The sequence below is a fragment of the Psychrobacter nivimaris genome, assembly GCF_009812035.1.
GTDB lineage: Bacteria > Pseudomonadota > Gammaproteobacteria > Pseudomonadales > Moraxellaceae > Psychrobacter > Psychrobacter nivimaris.
In genome coordinates this window covers 1-23,622 of sequence record NZ_VZIZ01000022.1, presented here as the reverse complement: position 1 = coordinate 23,622, position 23,622 = coordinate 1, and the positions used below count along the sequence as shown (strand labels likewise).

Annotated in this window: 21 protein-coding genes; 7 read left to right on the top strand and 14 right to left on the bottom strand. The window is 41.8% G+C overall.

Annotated elements, in window-relative coordinates:
- Positions 1-9 precede the first annotated feature (9 nt).
- From miaA to FQV37_RS09650, 4 genes are all read right to left on the bottom strand, one after another.
- Entirely contained in the window at positions 10-1,176 is a 1,167-nt protein-coding gene (miaA, locus tag FQV37_RS09665; RefSeq protein ID WP_160022672.1) for a tRNA (adenosine(37)-N6)-dimethylallyltransferase MiaA, read from the bottom strand.
- A gap of 82 nt (positions 1,177-1,258) precedes the next feature.
- Positions 1,259-3,037: a DNA mismatch repair endonuclease MutL gene (gene mutL / locus FQV37_RS09660; protein WP_160022670.1), complete on the bottom strand. Its 1,779-nt coding sequence runs from the start codon at positions 3,035-3,037 to the stop codon at positions 1,259-1,261.
- A 53-nt stretch (positions 3,038-3,090) separates the two neighbouring features.
- Positions 3,091-3,621 (bottom strand): tRNA (adenosine(37)-N6)-threonylcarbamoyltransferase complex ATPase subunit type 1 TsaE, encoded by a 531-nt coding sequence (gene tsaE, locus FQV37_RS09655; protein WP_160022668.1) that lies wholly within the window; start codon positions 3,619-3,621, stop codon positions 3,091-3,093.
- Positions 3,614-4,231 carry a 6-pyruvoyl trahydropterin synthase family protein gene (locus FQV37_RS09650; protein WP_160022666.1) on the bottom strand — a complete coding sequence of 206 codons (618 nt, stop codon included), beginning with the start codon at positions 4,229-4,231 and terminating at the stop codon, positions 3,614-3,616. The genes tsaE and FQV37_RS09650 overlap by 8 nt, the downstream gene beginning before the upstream one ends.
- Positions 4,232-4,624: 393 nt before the next feature.
- Between FQV37_RS09650 and FQV37_RS14315 the strand changes: the two genes are divergently transcribed.
- Positions 4,625-4,747: a hypothetical protein gene (locus FQV37_RS14315; protein WP_021815223.1), complete on the top strand. Its 123-nt coding sequence runs from the start codon at positions 4,625-4,627 to the stop codon at positions 4,745-4,747.
- Positions 4,748-4,855: 108 nt separating this feature from the next.
- Here FQV37_RS14315 and FQV37_RS09645 read toward each other — a convergent pair whose 3' ends face one another.
- The 4 genes from FQV37_RS09645 to FQV37_RS09630 all read right to left on the bottom strand — a co-directional run bounded on the left by FQV37_RS09645 (position 4,856) and on the right by FQV37_RS09630 (position 9,043).
- Positions 4,856-5,188 carry a YnfA family protein gene (locus FQV37_RS09645; protein ID WP_057760460.1) on the bottom strand — a complete coding sequence of 111 codons (333 nt, stop codon included), beginning with the start codon at positions 5,186-5,188 and terminating at the stop codon, positions 4,856-4,858.
- A 6-nt stretch (positions 5,189-5,194) separates the two neighbouring features.
- The gene (locus tag FQV37_RS09640) at positions 5,195-6,007 is read right to left on the bottom strand and encodes a PhzF family phenazine biosynthesis protein (protein WP_160022664.1); all 813 of its coding nucleotides are present in this window, start codon (positions 6,005-6,007) and stop codon (positions 5,195-5,197) included.
- A 244-nt stretch (positions 6,008-6,251) separates the two neighbouring features.
- Positions 6,252-7,526, bottom strand: a complete 1,275-nt coding sequence (locus FQV37_RS09635) for a saccharopine dehydrogenase family protein (RefSeq protein WP_160022662.1) — start codon at positions 7,524-7,526, stop codon at positions 6,252-6,254.
- 275 nt (positions 7,527-7,801) lie between these two features.
- Positions 7,802-9,043: a carboxynorspermidine decarboxylase gene (locus FQV37_RS09630; protein WP_160022660.1), complete on the bottom strand. Its 1,242-nt coding sequence runs from the start codon at positions 9,041-9,043 to the stop codon at positions 7,802-7,804.
- A 99-nt stretch (positions 9,044-9,142) separates the two neighbouring features.
- Between FQV37_RS09630 and FQV37_RS09625 the strand changes: the two genes are divergently transcribed.
- On the top strand, positions 9,143-9,808 hold the full coding sequence (locus tag FQV37_RS09625) for a DUF924 family protein (protein ID WP_101205049.1): 666 nt from the start codon (positions 9,143-9,145) through the stop codon (positions 9,806-9,808).
- Between the two features lie 267 nt (positions 9,809-10,075).
- Here FQV37_RS09625 and FQV37_RS09620 read toward each other — a convergent pair whose 3' ends face one another.
- Positions 10,076-10,954 (bottom strand): ribonuclease HII, encoded by an 879-nt coding sequence (locus FQV37_RS09620; RefSeq protein WP_160022658.1) that lies wholly within the window; start codon positions 10,952-10,954, stop codon positions 10,076-10,078.
- Positions 10,955-10,976: 22 nt separating this feature from the next.
- Entirely contained in the window at positions 10,977-12,293 is a 1,317-nt protein-coding gene (lpxB, locus tag FQV37_RS09615; RefSeq protein ID WP_160022656.1) for a lipid-A-disaccharide synthase, read from the bottom strand.
- A gap of 429 nt (positions 12,294-12,722) precedes the next feature.
- On the opposite strand from lpxB, the gene FQV37_RS09610 reads away from it, so the two are divergent.
- Positions 12,723-13,805 carry a 3-deoxy-7-phosphoheptulonate synthase gene (locus FQV37_RS09610; RefSeq protein WP_160022654.1) on the top strand — a complete coding sequence of 361 codons (1,083 nt, stop codon included), beginning with the start codon at positions 12,723-12,725 and terminating at the stop codon, positions 13,803-13,805.
- 72 nt (positions 13,806-13,877) lie between these two features.
- Here the strand turns inward: FQV37_RS09610 and FQV37_RS09605 are convergent, their stop codons facing one another.
- Together FQV37_RS09605 and pepN are read right to left on the bottom strand one after the other, a co-directional pair.
- A complete protein-coding gene (locus tag FQV37_RS09605; RefSeq protein ID WP_160022652.1) occupies positions 13,878-14,534 on the bottom strand; it encodes a hypothetical protein in 657 nt (218 codons plus the stop codon).
- Positions 14,535-14,659: 125 nt separating this feature from the next.
- Entirely contained in the window at positions 14,660-17,260 is a 2,601-nt protein-coding gene (pepN, locus tag FQV37_RS09600; RefSeq protein ID WP_240991005.1) for an aminopeptidase N, read from the bottom strand.
- 420 nt (positions 17,261-17,680) lie between these two features.
- On the opposite strand from pepN, the gene FQV37_RS09595 reads away from it, so the two are divergent.
- The 3 genes from FQV37_RS09595 to FQV37_RS09585 all read left to right on the top strand — a co-directional run bounded on the left by FQV37_RS09595 (position 17,681) and on the right by FQV37_RS09585 (position 19,991).
- Positions 17,681-18,289 carry a DUF6231 family protein gene (locus tag FQV37_RS09595; protein ID WP_160022648.1) on the top strand — a complete coding sequence of 203 codons (609 nt, stop codon included), beginning with the start codon at positions 17,681-17,683 and terminating at the stop codon, positions 18,287-18,289.
- A gap of 141 nt (positions 18,290-18,430) precedes the next feature.
- Positions 18,431-18,949, top strand: a complete 519-nt coding sequence (pal, locus tag FQV37_RS09590; RefSeq protein WP_057760480.1) for a peptidoglycan-associated lipoprotein Pal — start codon at positions 18,431-18,433, stop codon at positions 18,947-18,949.
- A gap of 226 nt (positions 18,950-19,175) precedes the next feature.
- Positions 19,176-19,991 carry a 4'-phosphopantetheinyl transferase family protein gene (locus FQV37_RS09585; RefSeq protein ID WP_160022646.1) on the top strand — a complete coding sequence of 272 codons (816 nt, stop codon included), beginning with the start codon at positions 19,176-19,178 and terminating at the stop codon, positions 19,989-19,991.
- A gap of 131 nt (positions 19,992-20,122) precedes the next feature.
- Here the strand turns inward: FQV37_RS09585 and FQV37_RS09580 are convergent, their stop codons facing one another.
- Complete coding sequence (locus FQV37_RS09580; protein ID WP_160022644.1) at positions 20,123-21,001, bottom strand: hypothetical protein; 879 nt, start codon at positions 20,999-21,001, stop codon at positions 20,123-20,125.
- A 593-nt stretch (positions 21,002-21,594) separates the two neighbouring features.
- On the opposite strand from FQV37_RS09580, the gene FQV37_RS09575 reads away from it, so the two are divergent.
- Positions 21,595-22,353 (top strand): IclR family transcriptional regulator, encoded by a 759-nt coding sequence (locus FQV37_RS09575; protein WP_102078462.1) that lies wholly within the window; start codon positions 21,595-21,597, stop codon positions 22,351-22,353.
- A 200-nt stretch (positions 22,354-22,553) separates the two neighbouring features.
- Here the strand turns inward: FQV37_RS09575 and mmsB are convergent, their stop codons facing one another.
- Positions 22,554-23,504: a 3-hydroxyisobutyrate dehydrogenase gene (mmsB, locus tag FQV37_RS09570; protein ID WP_160022642.1), complete on the bottom strand. Its 951-nt coding sequence runs from the start codon at positions 23,502-23,504 to the stop codon at positions 22,554-22,556.
- Positions 23,505-23,622: the final 118 nt, after the last annotated feature.

Below are 23,622 nucleotides of genomic sequence, written 5' to 3'. Positions count from 1 at the left end.
CATCGCACTTTAAGACAAGTACTCCCGTGCTTCGACCATGGTTTCAAACGTTTGTAATATCATACGACTGCTAGCATCAGCCCCGCTCTCAAACTCTACTGTCCCATTCGATGATGCACTGGGCAGTTGCATTACCTTTCTCAGCCACGTGTACTGACGTTTTGCTAGCTGTCTTGTAGCATATAATGCCTTATTTTGCATTTCCTGACAAGCAAGCGCCTCGGTCTCTTGGTTAGCCATGTTTGGTTGAGCAACTGACTGAGCAACATTATCTGAGATTTCTTTTTTTCCATTGACAGCTGTATGCTTTCTAAAAGCTTCATAAAATTGAGCTTTATCAAGATGAATCTCATCAAATATCGGATGATCAATATGCACCAAGTATTCTAGTACTTGCCTGTAACCCACACAGCGCATCGAAGGCATATTAGGCGTGAGCGGATACTTTTTTAGTAAGTCTATGACTTCAGCCACTAGCCCTTCATTCCACATGATATCTAGACGTTGTTCGATACGATTATGTAGCCATGAACGATCTGGCATTACCGATAGCGCGTGCCACTGCTGCTCTGGATTGTGGGCTAGGGCTTGCTTTGGCTTACGCTGCCAGTCGCTTATTGGAATATTTGTTTGTAGGTAGACCTCAATTGCTCGCGTGATACGCTGAGTATCAGTAGCATTCAAACGCTCATGACTTATAGGGTCTATACTCCCCAAATAATCATATAGAGCGCTAATACCTTCCTCTTGACGCCACTGCTCTACGCGCGCCCGTACGCTGTCATCGCTATCGGGCACAGGAGACAACCCATCGAGTAGCGCCATGTAATACATCATGGTGCCGCCTACTAATAATGGTATCTTGCCATTTCTATGACATTCGTCAATAAGACGGGCAACGTCACTGACAAACTCAGCCACACTATAGCTTTGCATAGGATCAACGATATCGACCAAATGATGTGGATAACGCGCCAACTCAGCCGCTGTTGGCTTGGCTGTGCCAATATTCATATCACGATATATCAGTGCTGAGTCCACTGAGATTAATTCAAAACGACCTGTATCGTATAGCTCGTACGCTAGTGACGTCTTGCCGCTAGCAGTTGGTGCCATAAGACAAACCACGCTGTTATCCGTCAGTTTGTGAGGTAGGCTATCAGACGAATGTTGCATAAAGTGGCCTTTCATAATATATGGATAACTCAAATAACGATGGGTTTGATTGCTTTAAGATGTTGTAATTATTTTCAGATATTCAGGATAGCATTAGCTTTACTAAGCGGTGACTATCTATCGCTTTAATAGCATTGCTCATGATTATTTCAGTAAGATCATTCGCAAAAACCATTGAATCTTGCGCAGACATTTGCGCATTGACCATTATAAGTTGCTGATTAAACTCAGTAGCCCTGTTTGGCAATCTATCTTTTTTGAATACTTGCTGACTAAAGGTAAGTGGCTCAAACAACTGGTTTATTTTAAGCTGCCAATCTTTAGCACTTATCAGTACATACTGCCCTTGGTGATAAAACAACAGCCAAGGTAGACTTTTATCCTCTATGCTTGAATCAATACCAATAGTCTCTACGTTTTCAATGATATCTAAGCAAATTGGCAAAGATGCAGAAGTAGCTGCTCCATCAGAATAATGTGACGTGCTGTTGTTACTGTTGTTACTTTGGTCTGATCGTTCATTGATATGAGATTGCACTGACTCTTGCAATGAAGGATTATTTGAAGATGATTGGTTTGCAGTAGTCTGATAAAACTGTCTAGTAGATTCTACTTGATTATTCTGCCTTTGGTTATTGCTAGACTGACTACTTGAGATGGGCACTTCAGACGAACGACCTTCAGAAGCATTATTACTTGCTCGTTCCGCAGATTTGTATTGGCTATCAGTTTCGGTCGTCGCTACGGACGCAGATGCAGACTCAGACCCAAACTTAGCTACATCAATCGTTTTCAACTGCGTACGAACTGTATGACCTAAGTGCGCCATAATATTATTCAATGGACTGATTTTGATACGTTGTTTAGATGGATGCACATTGATATTTAACCACTGAGTTGGTAAATCAAAATACAGTGCATACCCCATACCTGCTAGCTGCGCACCTTGTGCCAGTTGACGTATTTGATTGCTAATCAATGCTTCTTTTACCAGTCTGCCATTTACATAGAGCAGCTTGGGTAAGTCAGATTTGTCATGATGTAGCGGCCATAACCAACCACTAATCGCTACCTGATTAACATTGCTATTATCGTACCCTACAGACGACTGTACCAGACTCGACAAATCTATCGATATTGCTAATGCATTATCTGTCAATGCCATACCAGTCGCTTGTTCTAGACGCGGCAGTGGCAAGCGGCTGTCATTATTGCCACTAATACTCATAGCACTTGCAGATAATGATAGCCGCTGTTTATTGTCATGAAAAAGTGTCAAAGCAACATCGGCACGCGCCAGTGCAACCTCTCGGACGATGGTTTCAATATGCCCGAACTCAGTAGCAATAGATTTTAAATTGCCACGGCGGGCAGGCACATTGAAATACAAATCTTTTACGACAATCGTAGTACCGCAGTTATGCACAACTGGTAACAGTTTTGGTGTGTCATCTAATACGCCAGCGACCTGTAATTGACGGCCAATACCACTCTCATCATGACTACTGGTTAAGGTCAAACGAGAGACAGCAGCCATCGCCGCTAATGCTTCACCGCGAAAACCCAATGTCGTAATACCATGCAAGTTAGCAACGTCAGCAACCTTACTGGTCGCATGACGAGTGATGGCCATGACCATATCATCAGGATGAATGCCGACCCCATTATCAACCACTTCAATCAGGCCCATACCGCCTTGAGTGATGCGCACTTCAATATTAGTCGCACCAGCATCGATGGCATTCTCAAGCAACTCCTTGACCACTGCTGCTGGACGCGTCACCACCTCACCTGCTGCTAATTGATTGATCAGCAACGGCGATAGTTTTTTGATACGGGTATTAGGATGATTATCTGGCATGGATAGATGTCATATTTTTGGAAAGTAGCGATTGGTGTAATTTAGATATTCGTTTAGATGATAAGTTGTGATAAATCCAAACCCTGCGCTTGACCTGCCTTTGACAACCTCAACTGCACTTGGCGAGCTTCAGTGTCGTTATCATCACTTACACTTTGAGTCATATCAATGAATAACGTAGGCGGTGGCAGATAGCTATCAGCGCGGCTAGCCCATTCGATGATGACTAACGCCTCAGGCTCATCTAGATATTCATCAAATCCAATAAAAGACAGCTCTTCTGGATCTTGGAGACGATATAAATCTGCATGATAAACCGGCTTGATCGAACCATCTTTTCGCTGAATACTATAAGGCTCAACCAAGGTATAGGTTGGACTTTTTACCGCACCTGTATGACCAAGCGCTTGTAACCAATAACGCGTCAATGTCGTTTTACCAGCGCCCAAGTCCCCTGCCAGCCACACGCTACCTGTCAGTGGTAATGTCGCTAATTGCTCAGCCAATGCTTGAGTATCTTGCTCAGAGTTTAATATCAGAGTCTTTAAGTATTTGCCATTTTCTATAGATTGACCATCACACATTAGGCTGAACCTGCTCTGTCTGTACCTGCATGGTTACGGTTGGATTGGTAAAGCTTTCACCGCGAATCAGCTTGGCATACAGCTCAGAGTCAGTCCACTCAGCACGAACCTGCTCACTGAATTCAAAGTCTTCTAAGACTAGCTTACCCATTTGAGCGTTTGCAACATCATCAGCAAAACACTGTGCATACCCTGTCGCCGTCTCGTGGGCAATCACTGAGTACACGCTGACATCAGCTTCACCATTTTGCATTTGTGTCTGACGTAGTATTTCTTGCGCCCAAAAGAATATCACTCGTGAAAACTGCTCTGCCGATGGTGAAACTGGCAAGCTTATCCAACGTGCGCTAAATTTCTTACACGCTGCGACATACTCAGGATCATCTTTGTTCCAAAAACAAATAGCATGATCAAAGCTATCGATAATGTCTTTGATAGAAGATTTTAGTAGGCCAAAGTCATAAACCATTTGCCCATGGTCTAAACGAGTGGCCTCAAGGATCAGCTCAATCTGATAGCTGTGACCATGAATCGAATGCTTACAACGCTCAGAACTACAATTACGAACGATGTGAGCATTTTCAAATTTGAACAGTTTACGAATACGCATAATAATTTGACCAAAACAGTAAGCACTATGGTGCTAAATGTTAATAAATAAGAGTTTGCCGCGTTTATGAATCGGTTTATGACGCATTATAGCAAATCGCCATGTATCCGTAAGTAAGCACTTATTAATACAATGATTGATTGAACGAATCAATTGATGAACTAGGACTAACCGTATTGGGGTTGCTCGTCATTCTGCGCAGAGAACACTTAGCGAAAACCATAAACGATTTGAACGATAATTGAATCGTAGACGAATTGTGCGAGCGATATCTATTACTAAAGCTTAAGCCTATACTCTATTCAGTAAACAGCTATGTTAGCTGTATTCACACTGTCTTGAATTCGCTTGACTTGGCGTAATGAGTAGTGTGCTGTAAAAAAGGAAACGATGATGAGCAAAGGTCAAGATAGTAAGAAGAACGTTAAGAAAAAGCCCCTTTTGACTGCTAAAGAAAAGAAAGCTGCCAAACAAGCCAAGAAAGACGACAACGGTAGCATCTTAGGCAAACATTAATAATCAATATATTAATATACCAATCCGACCTAGCCGTTTGATTGGTATTTTTTTGATTCGTCATTGGCTTTTAGCTAAGTACTGTCTTTAATTAAGCTTAGGTTTTGATTAAGCTCCGCGCGGCGCAAACATAATAATCGCCATTCCTAATAGCGCAACTACCGAACCCACTATGTCCCACATGGTTGGTCGTATACCATTGACCGTCCACAACCACAAAATCGCCATACATATATAAACGCCACCATATGCCGCATAGACCCTGCCCGCAGCAGTCGGATGTAATGACAGCAGCCAAACAAACGCGACCAAACTCAGCGCACCAGGTATCAGTAGCCAGATTGACTTGCCTTCTCGCAGCCATAGATAAGGCAGATAACATCCTGCAATTTCAGCCAATGCAGTAAGCGCAAATAGCCCAACCGTCTTTAATTCTGTCAAAAATCACTACTCCTCGACCGTAATAAACCCAGTCAGATATGGTACAGCATTGCCAGAAATAAGCACTCTATCTCCTGTCACGATACAGTCAAGCACGCCGCCTCGACTAGATGCTTGATAAGCAACCAATTCATTTTTAGCTAAATGCTCCGCCCATAAAGGTGCAAGTCCAGTATGAATCGATCCCGTTACTGGATCTTCATCACCACCATTTGCTGGCCAGAAGTATCTAGAGACAAAGTCATAATTGTGATATTTTTCTGAGGTTGCCTCACAAGTTACAACCACATCATAAGGCGCTAGCTGCTTCAGCTTCTCATTATCACGCACAACATTCAATACATCAGATTCAGAGTCATATATGACGAAATACGCTTGAGCATTACGGTAAACTTTAGCAGGAGCAATGGATAAACTAAATAGTAAACTATCAGGAATGTCATCAACTTTTTCAGGCTTTCTATTAGGAAAATCCATTTGTATCTTGCCTGATTCTGTTTGGACAATGGTCATTGTGCCAACAGCTTTGGCTAAAAATTTAATCGACTGTACGTTTGAGTTTTTATTAAACAGTACAAAGGCAGCAGCTAAGGTCGCATGACCACAGAAGTCAATTTCAGTCAATGGTGAAAACCAGCGAATATGATAAACACCGTTATCATCAGCAACGATAAAAGCCGTTTCAGATAAGTTATTTTCAGATGCAATAGACTGCATCAAATTATCATTTAACCATTTATCCGTAATGATAACTGCAGCAGAATTACCTTTGAATACAGTATCAGTAAAAGCGTCAATGACGTTTATTTCTAGTTGCATGTGATGTTCTCATTCTTAGTTATATTTGTTGTACTTTTATCGTTGTTGTCGGGCAAAAACAGCTGGCCTAATGTCTATAAGAAAGTAGTATAGTATACTGTTTTAGCAACCGTAATTTAGATGGAGATTTATAGTAGCGAAAACCGATAGTAGCAAGAACATAATATCGCCGCTAGCTCTCATTACTTAGACATAAAAAAAGCCTGTCTCTAGTAGACAGGCTTTTCTAAATAACATTTGCTAATTAAATATCAAACTCAAGTGCTCTATCACCTTCGCTATCTTTGATACGCGTTGGTAGACCAATCTTATTTAGTAGATTGATAAATGGCTTGGCATCTAACTCTTCGACGTTGACCATCTTGCCTGCATCCCATTCGCCAGTCGCGACCAGTATCGCAGCAGCAACAGGTGGCACGCCTGCGGTATACGAGATACCTTGGCTACCAACTTCGTTGTAAGCATCTTTATGATCTGAGACATTATAGATAAACACTTCAGTCTCAACGCCATTGATCTTGCCTTTGACGTTATCACCAATGCAGGTCTTGCCTGTATAGTTCGGTGCAAGTGAGCTTGGATCTGGTAGTACTGCTTTAACAACTTTTAGTGGCACAACTTCTTGACCTTCAGCAGTCATCACTGGCTGCTCAGACAATAGTCCTAAGCTCTGTAGGACAGTGAAGACATTGATGTAATGCTCACCAAAGCCCATCCAAAAGCGAATGTTCGGTACATCTAGATTGGCTGACAATGAATGCACTTCATCATGACCGCTTAGATAGCTGTTTTGCACACCCACAACTGGCAAATCGTCCGTACGTTTGACTTCAAACATTTTGTTAGACTGCCACTTGCTGTCTTGCCAAGAGTAAACCGTACCGGTGAACTCACGGAAGTTGATCTCTGGGTCAAAGTTAGTCGCAAAATATTTGCCATGGCTACCCGCATTGATATCGATGATGTCAATATCAGTCACTGAACCTTTATCCATCATGTCATAGCCCAGACGCGCGTATGCATTGACCATACCAGGATCAAAACCTGCACCTAAAATAGCAGTGATATTGTTGTCTGCACAGCGCTGTTTGCGTTGCCACTCGTAGTTGTTGTACCACGGCGGTGTCTCACAAATCTTACGTGGGTCTTCATGAATAGCCGTATCTATATATGCCGTGCCTGTTTCAATACAAGCTTCTAGAACGGTCATATTGATAAATGCCGAGCCAACATTGATAAGTATTTGTATTTTTGTGTCTTGTATCAGCTGCACAAGTGCCTGGCTGTCCATCGCATCAACCTGATGGGTATGCAAGACTGCAGCTTGTTTAAAGCTGTCTTTTTCTTTTACGCTCTGCGCGATGGCATCGCATTTGTCTTTGGTACGTGAGGCGATATGGATCTCGCCAAGCACATCATTGTGCATCGCACATTTATGCGCGACCACTTGAGCGACACCGCCTGCTCCGATGATCAGTACGTCTTTTTTGTTGGGCTTAGCTTGTTGGTTTGTGTTCAATGAACAATCCTCCTTTGTGTCCCTGTCGATACCATTGATAGCGGCTATGCAAAACAGAAACGAGTGAATAATATGCGTGAATTAAAAAGGAAGACCGAGGAAAACCCACGCACCCGTCGGGCAAATAATACTCCATTATTTGCCCGACGCGATTATAACAATTTTTATTCCCTTATCGGTAAAAAATAATGTATCAATAGCAGATACCTTAAAATTACCCACTATTAAGACTAAGCCTTTGTTTTCTAATGTAGAAAAGTCACGAAAGTAACGCGTTAAGACAAGCTGGCTTTATAATCTTGATAATCAAACTCACGCTGGATATCGATACTGCCATCTAATCGGCAGATGACTATCGCTGGCATGTTGACACCGTTGAACCAGTTTTTCTTAACCATCGTATAACCAGCAGCATTACCAAAGGCGATTTCATCGCCTATCTGAAGATTACTCGGTAATGCATACTCACCAAAGATATCACCTGCCAAGCAAGAACGGCCGTAAATAAGGGTATGGTCTGCCGACTCAGCATCAGCTTCAGACGGTGCAGCTTCTGCAGGATTGCCAATAGGCGCAATATCGGCAGCTGTATGATTAATCGCAGCAATCGGTGCGGACTCACGATAAATCAATAGATCAAGCATATGCGCTTCGATAGAAGCATCGACGACTGCTAGATTTTTTTCATTATGCATAGTGTCTAACACCGTCGTCACCAAAGTACCTGCGCCATGAATACTGGCTTCACCTGGCTCAAGATACACTTGCACCCCATAGGTTTCGCTAAACGCTTTCAAACGTGCAGCTAGCTTCTCTAATGGATAATCAGGCGCGATAAAGTGGATACCACCGCCCAAGCTCACCCATTCAAGCTGCGCTAAGACATCACCAAATCTTTCTTCGATATCAGCCAAGCTTTCACTAAAGGCTTCAAAACTGTCATTCTCGCAATTGTTATGAATCATGACGCCAGTGATATCGCCAAGTACCGCTGCGATTTTATCTTTGTCATGTTCACCAAGACGGCTAAATGGGCGTGCAGGATCAGCAATCAAAAACGATGAGTTGCTGGTCTTAGGGTTGAGTCGTAGACCTACAGGTATATTTTGCGCGGCGGCTTGCGCTTTAAAAGCGTTGAGCTGTGAGATTGAGTTAAAGATTATTTTATCCGCATAGTTCAATACTTCAGGGATTTCGTCTGCACTATAGGCAACGCTATAAGCGTGCGTTTCTTTTTTATCGCTGTTACTGGCATCATCGTTATTGCCAAAGGTTTCATAGCCCAATCTGACTTCGTTAAGTGAAGACGAAGTCGTACCATGCAGATAAGGCTGCATCACATCAAAAACACCCCATGTGGCAAAGCATTTGAGTGCTAATAATGCCTTTGCACCAGACAGCTCACATAGCCTAGCGATGATTTTCATATTGGCAACGATGGCCGCTTCATCAAGCACATAGTAAGGCGTTGGTGGCAAGGTCGCGTTGATAGAATTCTCTAGATTTTTTGCATTCATAATAGATTACCTAATAGACACTCTGCTGTTGGTATCTTGACAGACAGATATAAATATTTGCGCTATAGTAGACTAAATTCATCATAATTAGAATATCTTATGGCACTCTCAACCGATTATTCCACCTCAGCCAGTCGATCCCATTCATCACAATTGGATCCGAAAAACATAGATTTGACTTACCTAGATCCTGATGCGCGTGCCGTGTTGGATTTTTGGTTTGATAAAAACAATGAAGCATACTGGTTTGAACAAAACGATCGTTTTGATAAGCAGATACAGGATAAGTTTGGCGGCATTTGGCATGCAGCGAAACAAGGCGAATGTGTCACTTGGCGTATCGCAGAGTCTTCATTGGATGGTAATAGCTCGATAACGGCATTGGCAGGACGCTTGGCAGAAATTATTGTGCTAGATCAGTTTTCACGAAATTTATGTCGCGGACAAGCAAGTGCATTTGCACAAGACGGTATGGCATTAGCACTCGCCCAAGAAGCCATTCAACAGCCTTATTTTGACACCCTACCGATGCAATGGCGTAGGTTTATTATCATACCGTTTATGCACTCCGAGTCGGCCATGATTCATAAGCGTTATCTACCGCTATTTGAACAATTAGATGATGCAAACACATTAGACTTTGAACATCGTCACAAACAAATTATTGATCAATTCGGGCGATACCCACATCGAAATGAGGTACTAAATCGCGACTCAACCGAAGATGAAAAGAACTTTTTAAAACAGCCTAATTCATCGTTTTAAGCCACATTCCTAGTATTGTATGAAGATAATTAAAGTTATTACACAAAAAGAAGGTCTGAATCATATCACTGGTTCAGACCTTCTTTTTACGATAGAGAGTTGGAATGTATTAGATACTTATTAGTAATTTACCTTACCAGTAGCAAACGTAAATGACTGCTGCTCTAATGTTTTATCGTCAACCAAAATATCAAAGCTGACCCCATCATATCTTTAAAACGAGATAATGCATGTTAGAAATCAGCTTTCTATCTACTTCTTTTATAGCTACTGTATTTCTAGCATTTTTCTTACTGGTGCGAAACTACGTCTATGCGTTGGCAAGATACCATGTTTTTCGATTGCTGCCATGTGCGCGCGCGTCGGATAGCCTTTGTGTTTGGCAATACCGTATTCCGGATATTTAGCATCCAGTGTATACATCGATTCATCACGACTTACTTTTGCTAATATACTGGCCGCTGCAATACTGGTATGACGCGCATCACCTTTTACCCACGCTTGACAATCAATCGCAGATGGCGCTACCTCTAACTTTTTAAAGCTATCATAATTCAAGTCAGGACAACGATTTCCATCAAATAGTACTTCGACTTTAAATTGATTGAGCGACGTACTTTTAGCATTTTCCGCGGTCGAAAAGCTTTTAAAAATCACTTCTAGCAACGATTCGGTACATAAGCGCATACCAAGCATTGTTGCTTGCAAGATGTTTACTTGGTCGATCACTGCTGCTGGTATATCAGCGATGATATAACCGATAGCATGCTGCTGAACCAATGGATAAAGGATATCGCGCTTTTTTTCACTCAGTTGTTTGGAGTCTGTCAGTATCGACAACGGCGTGTCTTTAAGCGGTTGTTCCTCAATCAAACCTGACCAAGTCGCAGGTAATATTGCCGCCGCCACATTGACACTACCTAGTAATGGCCCACGTCCTGCTTCATCAACGCCGATTTGTAGCATTGATTGCGCTGCATCTTGGTTATCATTAGACAGATATTGAGTGAGCAGTTCAGCGGTATTCATTTTCCCATATAAGTGTATGGGCGCTGCTAACTGAATATATTTTCCTTTGACATCAATATGCTCGATATTAATATCAATTATTTGAACTGAGCTTTCTGTATGTTGGTTGATATGCATAATATTAGGAGGTCTTTCTCGTTTAATTAGGATTGACGGTATCGGTATTTTGGATAAACCACTGTTCAATCACGCTGTTTGAAGGCTCATGGTTACTTTGCTGTTGTAGCGACTGCTTTGTCACTAGTAAGTCGTGTAATTGCTCGGCATAAGCGCGTGGTTGCAGCAATCGCATCACGGTACGGCATATATTGTCACCGCTTGCTTGCTCTTGAATCAGCTCAGGTACAATCGGTGCATTAGCCAATATATTAGGCAATGCCACATATGGTACTTTTACCAGACGCTTGGCAATTTGGTAAGTCAGCTGATTTAATTGATAGACCACTACCATCGGCCGTTCAAGCAGCATTGCCTCCAGCGTTGCTGTCCCAGATGCTAGCATCACGATATCTGACGCCGCCATGGCATGTTGGCTAAATTCTGGCTGGGTATCATCGTAGACCACCACGATTGCTGCACGCAGCTGCTCTGAGCGTTGGTCGATCACCTCTTGCACGATATATTGATGGTTTTGATCAACCGTTGGAATAATAAAGCACAGCTTAGGATCTAATAGGATTAACTTTTGGATACCATCAAGCATCAATGGCAGAATAGCTGTAATTTCACCGCGCCTAGAGCCTGGCATCACACAAATAAGCTGACTCACATCATCAAATCGTTCGATGAAGAACTGCTGCAACCCATCATTGTCCCAAACGAGCTCACTGCGACGTTGATTGATTGGCGTATCGATAAGGGTCTGATCAATGGTTCGTAGTAAGGGATGACCCACACAGATCGCTGGATGGTTATGTCGCTCATAAACTGGCAACTCAAACGGGAATAGACATAGCACCAAATTGGTCGCCGCTTTAATATTATGGATACGTGACTCGCGCCACGCCCAAATAGAAGGGCTGACGTACTGCACACAAAACACGCCTTGGGGCTTTAGTTTTTTGGACACGCGTAAATTGAAATCAGGTGCATCAATACCGACGAACCAATCAATATTAGCAGCCTTAAATGCGCTCAATAGCTCGCGACGTGCTTTGAGCAAATCCGGTAGCTGCGACATGACCTCAACCAGACCCATCACTGCCAAGCGCTCTAACGGAAAAATACTCTGTAGCCCTTGTGCTTGCATCTTTGTACCGCCCACGCCTACCCAGACAATATCATCACGTAGATTATTCATTTGCCGCATAAAATCTGCGCCTAAGCTGTCACCAGATACCTCACCTGCGACGATGCCTATCACTAGCGGCGTAGCATTTATATTTGCTACTTGAGAATCCGTCTCGGCTTGATAAATGAGGTCAGTATGGTGATGAGACGTAGCAGAATCTGTCATGACAAGCTCTCGATATTAGAAATACACAAAATAAAATAAACCGTTATTATAAAATATAACGCAATAAATCAGCGATACGACCTCATGAATAATATGCGCACTCATCCGTACTGTTTTAATACCACAGTTTGGGCCATCCATCGCTAATGTTGCTATCATACTTGACGATGGTACAAATAGCGAAATTCGTACATAAAATCTGAACGTTATGCATCAAAAACTCAACCAACTCTTATTAATAGATAGAAAAACCAAATGCTAAACGTGCATTTAGAACGTCAAATATCACGCTAAGTCTCTATAAGTATAACTAAGTTTTAGTTTCCTCATTCCAGTTATCAGTCAATTAACTGCTCGACTACCCTTGTCAACCAACACTTTTGTCCGCATAATGATTATTCCTATAAATCAGCTAGACGATATATAACCATGACAACATCAGTTACCCATAATGCAGATATTGACGACGTGAATATTGAAAAATTTATTCCTTTGATTACCCCCGCCGAGCTAAAAGCCGAGCTGCCTCTGTCAGACGACGCGTATAACACCGTACTAAAAGGTCGTAATACTATTCAAGATATCTTGGATGGTAAAGACAAGCGTTTGTTTGTGGTCATTGGCCCTTGCTCTATTCACGATATCAAAGCCGCTCACGAATATGCCGATCGTTTAGCCGTATTGGCAAAAGAAATCGAAGACAGTGTATTTGTAGTCATGCGTGTTTATTTTGAAAAACCTCGTACGACGGTTGGTTGGAAAGGCATGATCAATGACCCTGACATGAATGACAGCTTTGATATAGAAAAAGGCTTGCGCACGGCTCGTAAATTGCTACTTGATTTGAATGAAAAAGGTCTACCTTGTGCGACTGAAGCACTTGATCCAAATACGCCGCAGTACATCCAGGATCTAATCAGCTGGTCAGCCATTGGTGCACGTACCACTGAGAGCCAAACGCATCGCGAAATGAGCTCTGGTTTATCATGCCCAGTTGGCTTCAAAAATGGTACTGATGGTGGTATGACGGTTGCTGTAAATGCCATGCAAGCGGTTAAAGAAGGTCATAGCTTCTTAGGTCTATCATCAGATGGTAAAGTCTCTATCATCAAATCTAAAGGTAACCCTTACGCGCACGTGGTACTTCGCGGTGGTAACGGTAAACCTAACTATGATGAAACTGCGGTAGCCCAAGTTGAAAATGAGCTGGCAAAAGGCAAGACCAATAGCAAGATTATGATTGACTCAAGTCATGCTAACTCAGGTAAAGACCCTTACCTACAACCGATGGTTATCAAAAACGTTGCTGAACAAATTCAAAATGGTAATAAATCAATTATCGGTATGATGATTGAGAGTCACTTAAAGGGTGGCCATCAAAAATTGACTGCTGATTTAAGTCAGCTTGAGTACGGCAAATCTATCACCGATGGTTGCCTAGATTGGGATAGCACCGTCACAGCATTACGTGACTTACGTGATATGGTAAAAGATGTGCTACCAAATCGCTAATAGCTATCCGCGATAATTTATCGTCGAGCAAACAATAAAAAGCCCCTTTCGCACTGATGCGAAAGGGGCTTTTTATTTTACTAAATTCCCTGTTGCTAGCATATTACTTGCTTTATTTAAAAGATTCACATATTTTTGTGTGTTTTTTCCAATCCCATAAAATATAGTCCATAGATCGTCAATATCTGAAAACACTGGAACTGTAACTGGATCAGGTAATAACAACCTTAAACGTATAAGCTCATTAATGTATGTAGCTATATCTTCCTCATTCCAACTAGTGTCCTTATAACTTTCACTTGTAGCTTCTAATCGTCTGTAAGGTATGTCTGTAATATCTGAAATATTATTGTTATGCGTTGTTAGATAAAAATCTACTAGATCATCATCTAAATTTTTTGTAGCTCGGATAAAGTTTACTTTATTTAACTCGTTAAAATCATCTTTATTGCAATATAGTAATGCTAGTGCCATCATAACCCTATTGCTTGTAGTTTGAAGAATAGCATCTGCATAATTTACTAAGAACCTCTCCCCTTCTTTGCTATTTATAAAGTTATTCAGCTCCTCGTTATCTTCGACGCTCATGGTCTCATAATTAGTATCAACATGACTTAAAAACTCTGAAAATCTTCTTATTTGAATTTGCTCACGAGCTTTTATAAAAGTTTCAAAAACTTTTGGGGTTGACTTCAATACACTATATGCTACTTGGCTAATCGGTTCCATTTCTAAGTCTCGCGTAAAGCTATATATATTGACTAACGTTTTTATTGAATAATCTAAAGACTAATCCAGTTAACTGAATTAGCCTTTTATAATCTTCAAAAAAACATGACCTGACTGAATAGAAATCAGCTATTTGCAGCACCTAACACGCTCTCTAAGCTTTCGAGCACATGCTTAGATGAGACATTCTTCTGTAAATCTACCAACTGCTCGTGTGCCATTTGACGGCGAGGCTCAGCCAACGTATTCCAGCGGGCTAGTACTTGCAGTAAGCGTGACGCTAACACAGGGTTAGCATCATCTAATTTCTGAATCACGCCTGTATACATCTCTAGACCTTCTGCCGTCCAGAGTACCGTCGGTTGCGAGCTAAAAGCGCTGATAACCGAACGGACACGATTAGGCGTATTCCAATCAAAGTCTGTGTGCGTCAGCAGCGACTTGACCATATCAGGCGTTACGTCGTCAGCCGCAGCTTGGACACTGAACCACAAATCGATAACCAGATCGTTTGCTTGGAAACGCTCATAGAAGTCCGCTAAATACTTATCTGCATCTACCAGCTGATGATTGACCATGGCCTTCAGTGCACCAAAGCGCTCAGTCATACAGCTGGCATTATCATACTGCTGTTGTGCCCAGTCTGCTGCAGCATCTACATTGGCAGTCAACGCCATATCGAGCACGACATTACGCAGCGCACGAATACCTCGAGCTTCAGCGCTATCCTCATAAGACTGCATTGGCAGGTTGTTGTACAGCTCAGCCCATTGGCCTTTTAACTTATCAGCCACTTGCTTGTATAGCCCATCGCGCTGCTCTTTAACCAACACTGGATCGTAGTCTTTAGAAATAGCAGAAGCCAGCTCTTGCGCTGATGGAATATCAAGCAATCGTGCCGCTAGCATCGCATCGTCAGCCGCTAAGACAGGCAACGTCTGCGCCAATGCTTCCAAATATACATCAGGGCTACTCTTCGTACCTTGGCCTTGCAGCAAAATACGATTCACTAGCATTTGAGTTACTTGCCAGCGGTTAAACCCGTTGGTTTCGTGCTTAAGCAAAAACGCTAAGTCTGCATCTTGGTAGTCATAGTTAAGCTGTACTGGTGCACTAAAATCACGCAGTAATGACACGACAGGCTCGCTCGCTACATTCTCAAAGACAAACGTTTGCGTCGCCTCGTCAAGCAATAACATACGCTCAGCGACGATAGCGCCTGAGTCTTTATCAAACAATGCCGTTGCTACTGGTATCGGCAATGGTTTTGGCGCATCAAAGCCTTTGACATGGCGTGTTTGCTGATTCAAAGTAATGGTCAGCGTCTGTGCGGTGCTATCGTAAGTTTGAGAGCCCGATACCACTGGCGTACCAGGCTGACGATACCAATCAATGAAATTCTCGATTTTTTCATCAGTGATACTAAGTGCTGATAAAAAGTCCTCAACCGTTACCGCTTGTCCATCATAGCGACGGAAGTACTCATCTGTTCCTTTTCGGAAATCATTTGGCCCTAACGTATTGGCAATCATGCGTACAATTTCAGCGCCTTTCTCATAGACAGTCGTCGTATAAAAATTATTAATCTCAACAAAACTCTCTGGACGTACTGGATGCGCTAATGGGCCTGCATCTTCGCTGAATTGATGGGCACGCAAGGTCGCCACGTCATCGATACGCTGCACTGCACTTGACTGCTGATCTGCTGAAAATGACTGATCACGGTAAACGGTAAAGCCTTCTTTCAAACAAAGTTGAAACCAATCACGGCAGGTAATACGGTTACCTGTCCAGTTATGAAAATACTCATGAGCAATAATGGCTTTTACGCTAAAACTACGGGCATCAGTGGTCGTCTCAGGGCTAGATAACACGCAAGCAGTATTAAAAATATTCAAACCCTTATTTTCCATTGCACCCATATTGAATTGGCTGACCGCCACAATCATATAGCGATCTAGATCGTAGGCTCGCCCGTAATTGACCTCATCCCACTTCATGGCATCTTTTAGGGCTTGCATACCGACATCGCATTTATCGATATCAGCAGACTTGGCATACAACTCAAGCAATACTTCTCGACCTTCGCTGGTCGTATAAGAATCTGTCAATACATCTAAATCGGCTACCACACAGGCAAATAGATAGCTTGGCTTATTGGTTGGATCGTGCCAGATGGCATAATGGCGGTCTGGTGCATCGGCCACTTCGCCTGCTTCGACTAAGTTACCATTGGCCAACAACGTCGGATAGCGCTTATCTGCTTCAAGTCGCGTGGTAAATATCGCCAACACATCAGGGCGATCAGGATAAAAAGTAATCTTACGGAAACCCTCTGGCTCGCACTGAGTCACAAACATCGTGTCGTCACCGCTACCGGCCATATATAAACCTTCAAGCGCGGTGTTGGTCTGTGGGCAGATACGCACTTGAATGTCTAAAGTAGCTCGCTCAGGGGCATTATAAATCGTCAGCTTACCCGCTTCCTGCTGATAATCCTCAGTGTTCAGCGCTTTACCGTTCATCGTAATCGTTAGCAGCTCTAATGACTCACCAAATAAGACGATATCCCCTGCCGTTTGGCGTACCATTTCAAGCTTACTGTCTACCTGCGCGTAGTCTTCAAACAGCTTAATATCTAAATGTACTGTCTCGACATCAAAACTTGGTTTGGTATAGTCTTTTAGATTAATCTTGCTTGGCGCATGAGGCGGCACATCTGGCATTTCAGGATTGATGATTTGTGCATCAGTTTCAGCAGTAGACATATGGTGTCCTATTATTATCGTTGATTTGGTTATAAGTTATTTTTACTGGGAATGAGTAATATCATTTCGCTATTTACAGAAGACTCTAGTGCAAATAAAGACTTTGCCTTCAGGCTAACTACACCAGCTAAGCACTTAGTAAACTAAGCACATAGACAAAGCTTTGCAATGATTAAGCTAATTTTTATTACTAAATTGGTTTTCTTGTTAAGCTTATAGCTAGATTGACCTAAATCGCTAAATTTCAAGTATGCAGAATAAGATATCGTCGGTTCAATATGATTTAAATATGAAACATACGTTATCAATTGGATAATGTCGTTGAAAATGATTTAATAGTCGTACTGATGACCAATCATTTAACTAACGGCTTATTATATGACAAAAAATACGGTGAAACGCGCAGACATTACCTTACCTTTGCTTATAGAGTATGTTGACGCGCTACTACCCTCATTGACGACTCAGACAGAACTGTCACCTGAGCATAGCAAAGATAATAGTGAAGCATTATGGGTAACACATAACCATGCCGACTTATTAGCACTACAAGCACAACTTGACGATACTACATCTACTAATGAGAACACTGAATCGAAGCTGAACGCACGACACTTATCAACGTTATCAGATCTTGCTAAACAGCATGTGCCTGATCGTTATGAGCTTGCTTGCTTTTGGCTACCCACCTTGTCAGAAGAGCTGACTCAACACTATGTACCGCTACTCATGCGCTACCGTGACCTGTATGCCGCGCATTTACTTATCGCATTGGACAGCTCGATAGATTTGAAACCTTATGGCTTTACGCCATTTGATATATTGAATGAACCATCTCTAAATATTGATGACATTCAATCTATTACCTCATCAACCGTTACTGCGACGCTTTGGCAATTTAATCTATATGACTACAAACAACTGCCAAATTGGCTCAATGCTGATTACTGGGCTAACCCTGAAAACTGGGGCAAGCACCGCTGGTAATACACTCAATTTTATCTATCATAATTTACAGTAAAAATACTTACATAAATTAACATTTAGTATATTATAGATAGAGATTGCCTAAGTTTTATCGGAAGCAGTTTAAAAAAACAAATTTAATTAAAATTTTAGGAGCTCGTCATGTCAATCAGTTTTTCTAAGATCGCTGTTCTTGCTGTACTATCAAGCGCTGTTGCACTGACCACTGGTTGTGCTACCAAGCGTTCTACCTCAGAAGTTGTCGTTGCCCCGCTAGGTATTCCAGGTGGACAAGTTGGCTACAATGGTGCGGTTATCGTTGATAACTCAAACGCTGTCATTACTGGCGCTGAGAATATTCAAGCAGTGGTCTACTTTGCCTTTGATAGCAGCGAAATTACTGCTCAATCAGCGAGCGTCCTTAACCAACACGTAAGCCTGCTAAATTCAAACCCAGCAGCGACTGTCGTTATCGCAGGTCACACTGATGAGCGCGGTAGCCGTGAATATAACATGGCACTAGGTGAGCGACGCGCACAAGCTGCTCGTAACTACCTTGCTGCTCAAGGTGTCACTGCAAACAACATCCGTGTGATTAGCTATGGTGAAGAGCGCCCTGCAGCAGCTGGCAACACTGAAGACGCGTATGCACAAAACCGTCGTGCCGAGTTGTCTTACTAAATTGTGATTTAGCGTTATTTATAGAGTTTGATAGTTTAATTAAAGCCCAGCAATATACTATTGCTGGGCTTTTGATATTCTTGACCAGATAATTAAATATAGATTATTTAGACATAGCTATTGAGATATGACTATCTATGAGCAAAATACTAAATACATAGCGTTCAGACTTACACAATTTTATATACTCAATTCTATAATAATCATTTTTGATGACTATTAATATATGCCGACTTCCAACCTTACCCAGATACAGTACACTCAACTCGACACCACGACATGGTGTGTGACTGCTCAAGTGAGTGAGTCAATCAGTCATTTAGTCACTGGAATCTTATGGAACAAGTCATTATGGTTGTCATCATGTAATACGTCGTGTAAAGACATCATCAAGCTTAATAGCCTAAATTGGTACTATCAGGTGGCGACAGCAGCACCTAGACACTTAGTACCTGCTCTAGCACGTAAACAGCGTCAGCAGCAGCGGCAAGGCGTCAGGCAACTATTGCAAGAGCTGCTTAAAAAATTAGAAATAGATGACACCTTGGATGAGTCAAGCTTTCCCTATCGGCTCATCAACAGTCAGTATTACGTATGCTTTAGCCATACAGGAGCTAGTAGTTCAAAGCAAACTACAGAATCGAATCAGACAAATTTTACACATTTACACAGCAAAATAGCTGTCGTTATCAGTCGCCAGCGTCCTGCTGGTATCGATATAGAGACCCATAATATTGCATGGCATGTAGTCAAACGTTTCTATTCAAAGAGCGAGTTAGCTATTTTACAGGAGCTATCTACAGATCAGCGAGAACGCACTGCCAAACTGTTATGGCAAATAAAAGAAAGCTTTATCAAAGTCAAACAATATACATTAGCTCAAGGCTTAGGTATGGATTACTCTCACCTTATTCCTAGCTTGATTGGAAATAATAGAGAGATTAACGCTTCTTCTGTACTCAATGATAGTGAAGATACGGACTACCAATCTGTTTATCGCATTGCCACGTTACAATCGCAGCAGACTGTCATCGTTTTCTGAGCAAGGTTTTCTCAGTAAAGTTCAAATCCGACTTTTAGCATATCTTTTTTATTTTAAGCATAAAAAAAACGACCCTAAAAAGGATCGTTTTTTTACTTTCTACTAACGACAGTATTTAAACTGTGATTAGCTTAGAAACGGTAAGTTGCACCAACTTTAACGATTGGCAACCACTCTAACCAATCTTTGTCTTCTAGCTCTTGCTCAGCAAGTTTAGCAACTTGACCCGCATTAAGACCAGAAGGTATATCAGTAACACCGTTAGAAACTCTCACAACATTTTCTGGGTCAGTTGCATTTACTGTAGCATCTGTTTTACCCATGTAAGCTGCGCCAATTTCACCAAATAGACCAAAGTTATTTGTGATGTTCGGACGGAAACCGATAGTAGCGTAAGGAGCTAGCTTGTTACGATGCTCCATAGTACCTTGTAAAGTACCTACATCATCTGCGTTGTATGACACATCATTAATTTTGTAAGTACCGCCTTTAGAGTTAGCAGTTACATCAAAATCGTTGTCTGGAACGATGATACCAGCACCAACTGTGAACCAGTTACCAGTAGGACGTAATTGTACACCTAGGTATGGGTTACTAAAGTCAGCATCTACATCATAGTTTACGTCGTCTGCATCGAAATCACCGCCGAAAAGGTCAGCTACATCGCCACCTGCCCAACCAGCTTGTAGTTCAGTTTTCTCATTCATTGACCAACCGATATTCGCACCATAACCTAGAGTACCAACTTCAGCGCTAACAGATGCTGGGTTCACTACTTTACTGAAGAAACCTTTAGTGCCACCAACAACAGCGCCAGTAGTGTTGCTTACTACACCAGCGTTAGCATTGTATGCATAAGAAGCAGGTTCTGCTTGATAGGCAACAGCAACTGGCTCAACTTCATATGCAACTGCAGCGTTGTCATCAACAACGATAACTGGATCAGCAGCTAATGCAGCAGTTGATGCTAGAACAGCAGCAGAGATTGCCGTCAATTTAATCAATTTCATAATTATTCTCCTAAAGTGTGAAATAAACCCGCCCATAAAAAACGATGATTGTGCTTTTGTTAAACCATCATTTTGTTGAGGTGATTAAAACAATTCTGACTTAAAAAGTCACCCCTACTGATGCTGTTTTTATTTGCCATTATGTAAAGATTGCATAGGTACTGTAATAATTGCTACACCAATCTGTAAAAATTCGCCTTTATGTTACATAATGTCCTTAAAGTAACCAAACAGCGTAAACATGAGACTTTGCTTGCTTAATGTTTATGTAAGGGTATTGCAAAACATGTCCGCATAATTATCTAGAATGCGCTTTGAATCAATGATAGTTATATGGCTTAACCTTACCGAATAGTGTGCTTTGTTAGTTGACGTATCTATTGTTACTTATATAAGAAAATCTACACCAACAAATAAAACGATATAAATGATCTCATATAACGCGACTAACGCTTGCCTCAAGCGGATATTATGCTAAATTAGTTGTTATAATAGATTTGTTATAGAACGTCAGTATTGTCACCATTTGTCTTATTTGTGAAAATTTTGTGATGCTGTCTGCTCTATTTCTTTACTCCTACTGAGTCATATATATGCCTAAAGTATCGTCGATTACCCGTGTCCTAGAAATCATCGAAGCAGTGTCCTATGCTTCAAAACCGCTTTCTCCACTAGAGCTCTCACAGGAGCTAGATATCCCTAAACCGACCATTCATAGATTGATTCAAAATTTGGTTGATGATGGTTTTTTGACTGTTGATATTGGTGGCGGTATTATCCCTGGTAAGCGCGTACGCAATTTGAGCGTTGAGCTCTGGCAGCAACGGTTATTTTTTAACGAACGGCAGATGATTTTGCAAAAGCTGGTTGACGAGCTAAAAGAAACTTGCGGCATTGGTATTCCTTATCATATGAATATGATCTATACCAACCGTGCTCAAACGACCTTACCACTACAGATTTATCTTCCTGTCGGAGCAAAATCACCCATGTGGTGTACAGCGACTGGCAAGCTCTATCTAAGCCAATTATCTACGACTAGCCGTATGAAAATATTACAAGGGTTACCACTAGATAAGTTCACTAAGAATACGATTACTGATATCGATGCATTAAATGCCGAGCTTGATCGTATCGCTGATACTGGTATCGGCATCGATAATGAGGAGTTTATCTCTGAGATGGTCGCAGTGGCTGTACCTATACTGGACAAAAAGTCACGCTATCTGGCTTCTCTCTATCTGCATGCACCAACCATACGGGTATCACTTGACGATCTGCTGACTCATGTACCACGCCTACAAAAAGCCGCGCAAGACGTTCAGACGCTCGTCTACGATCTGCAAAGCTAATACTATCTATTAGCCATCAAAAAAGGTCTACGCTATGATTTTAGCGTAGACCTTTTTCTTTTTAGCAAATGCATTCTCTTAATTAATGCCACCTACTAATGATACGAAAAATTCTTAATATTAGTATCTTTAAGAATTGGTATTCCTAAAAATTGATATGTCTAAGAAGGTTACATTCAAAAGAGAAGCAGTCAAGAGAGTCATGTTTGAGACAATAATGAGACGTCATGACGTCCGATAATACTAGAAAAATCTTTATCACCATTCTCTACAGTATGTGAGGCATATAACTCTGTTGCTTTAGCACCCATTGGCGTCTCTACTTCAGTGTCTTGAGCAGTTTGCATCGCAAGGTTTAGATCTTTTTGCATCAATTTACTCATAAATCCGCCTTGATAGCCATTGCTAGAGGGCACATTTTCCATGACTTTCGGATAAGGGTTATAAACTTCTAGTGTCCAGTTACGCCCTGAGCTCTGTAGCATGATATCTGATAGCACTTTGGGATCTAAGCCGTTCTTAACGCCTAGATTAATCGCTTCTGCCGTACCTGCCATCAAAATACCTAACAGCATATTGTTGCAAATTTTTGCGACTTGTCCTGCGCCGTGCTCGCCAGCATGAAAGATATTTTTCCCCATGACAGCGAGAATAGGCTCAGCCTTAGCAAAAGCAGCATCATCGCCACCGACGATAAAGGTCAAACTACCAGCAACTGCCCCGCCTGTCCCACCAGAGACTGGTGCATCTAAAAAGTCTATCCCAAGCTTACTTGCCGCCTCTGCCACTGTCCTTGCATCAGCTGCCGCAATCGTACTACTATCAATCACAAGCGTGCCTTTTGGCAACTCTGCCAATAAACCATTAGAGCCACTATCACCCAAGTACACCGAATGTACATGCTGACCTGCAGGTAACATACTGATCACGACTTGAGCATTACTTGCAGCATCTTTAGGACTCTGTGCCACGCGAGCACCTGCTTTTTCTAAACGCTGGGTTGCCGTATCAGACAAATCAAAGACAGAAAGTGTATACCCTGCCTTTAATAAATTTTCTGCCATAGGCGCACCCATATTACCAAGCCCAATAAAGGCGATATTTGGTTTAGAGTTATTATTATCCATCGTACTTATATCCTTTGTACCCATCTCATCACTCCTTGATGATTTATGATGTAGCAATAGCTACATACTATTTAACAGTATTTACCCCACTCTCAACTTCGAAAGTGATTGAAAAAAGAAGAGCACCTCACTAATCTATTGT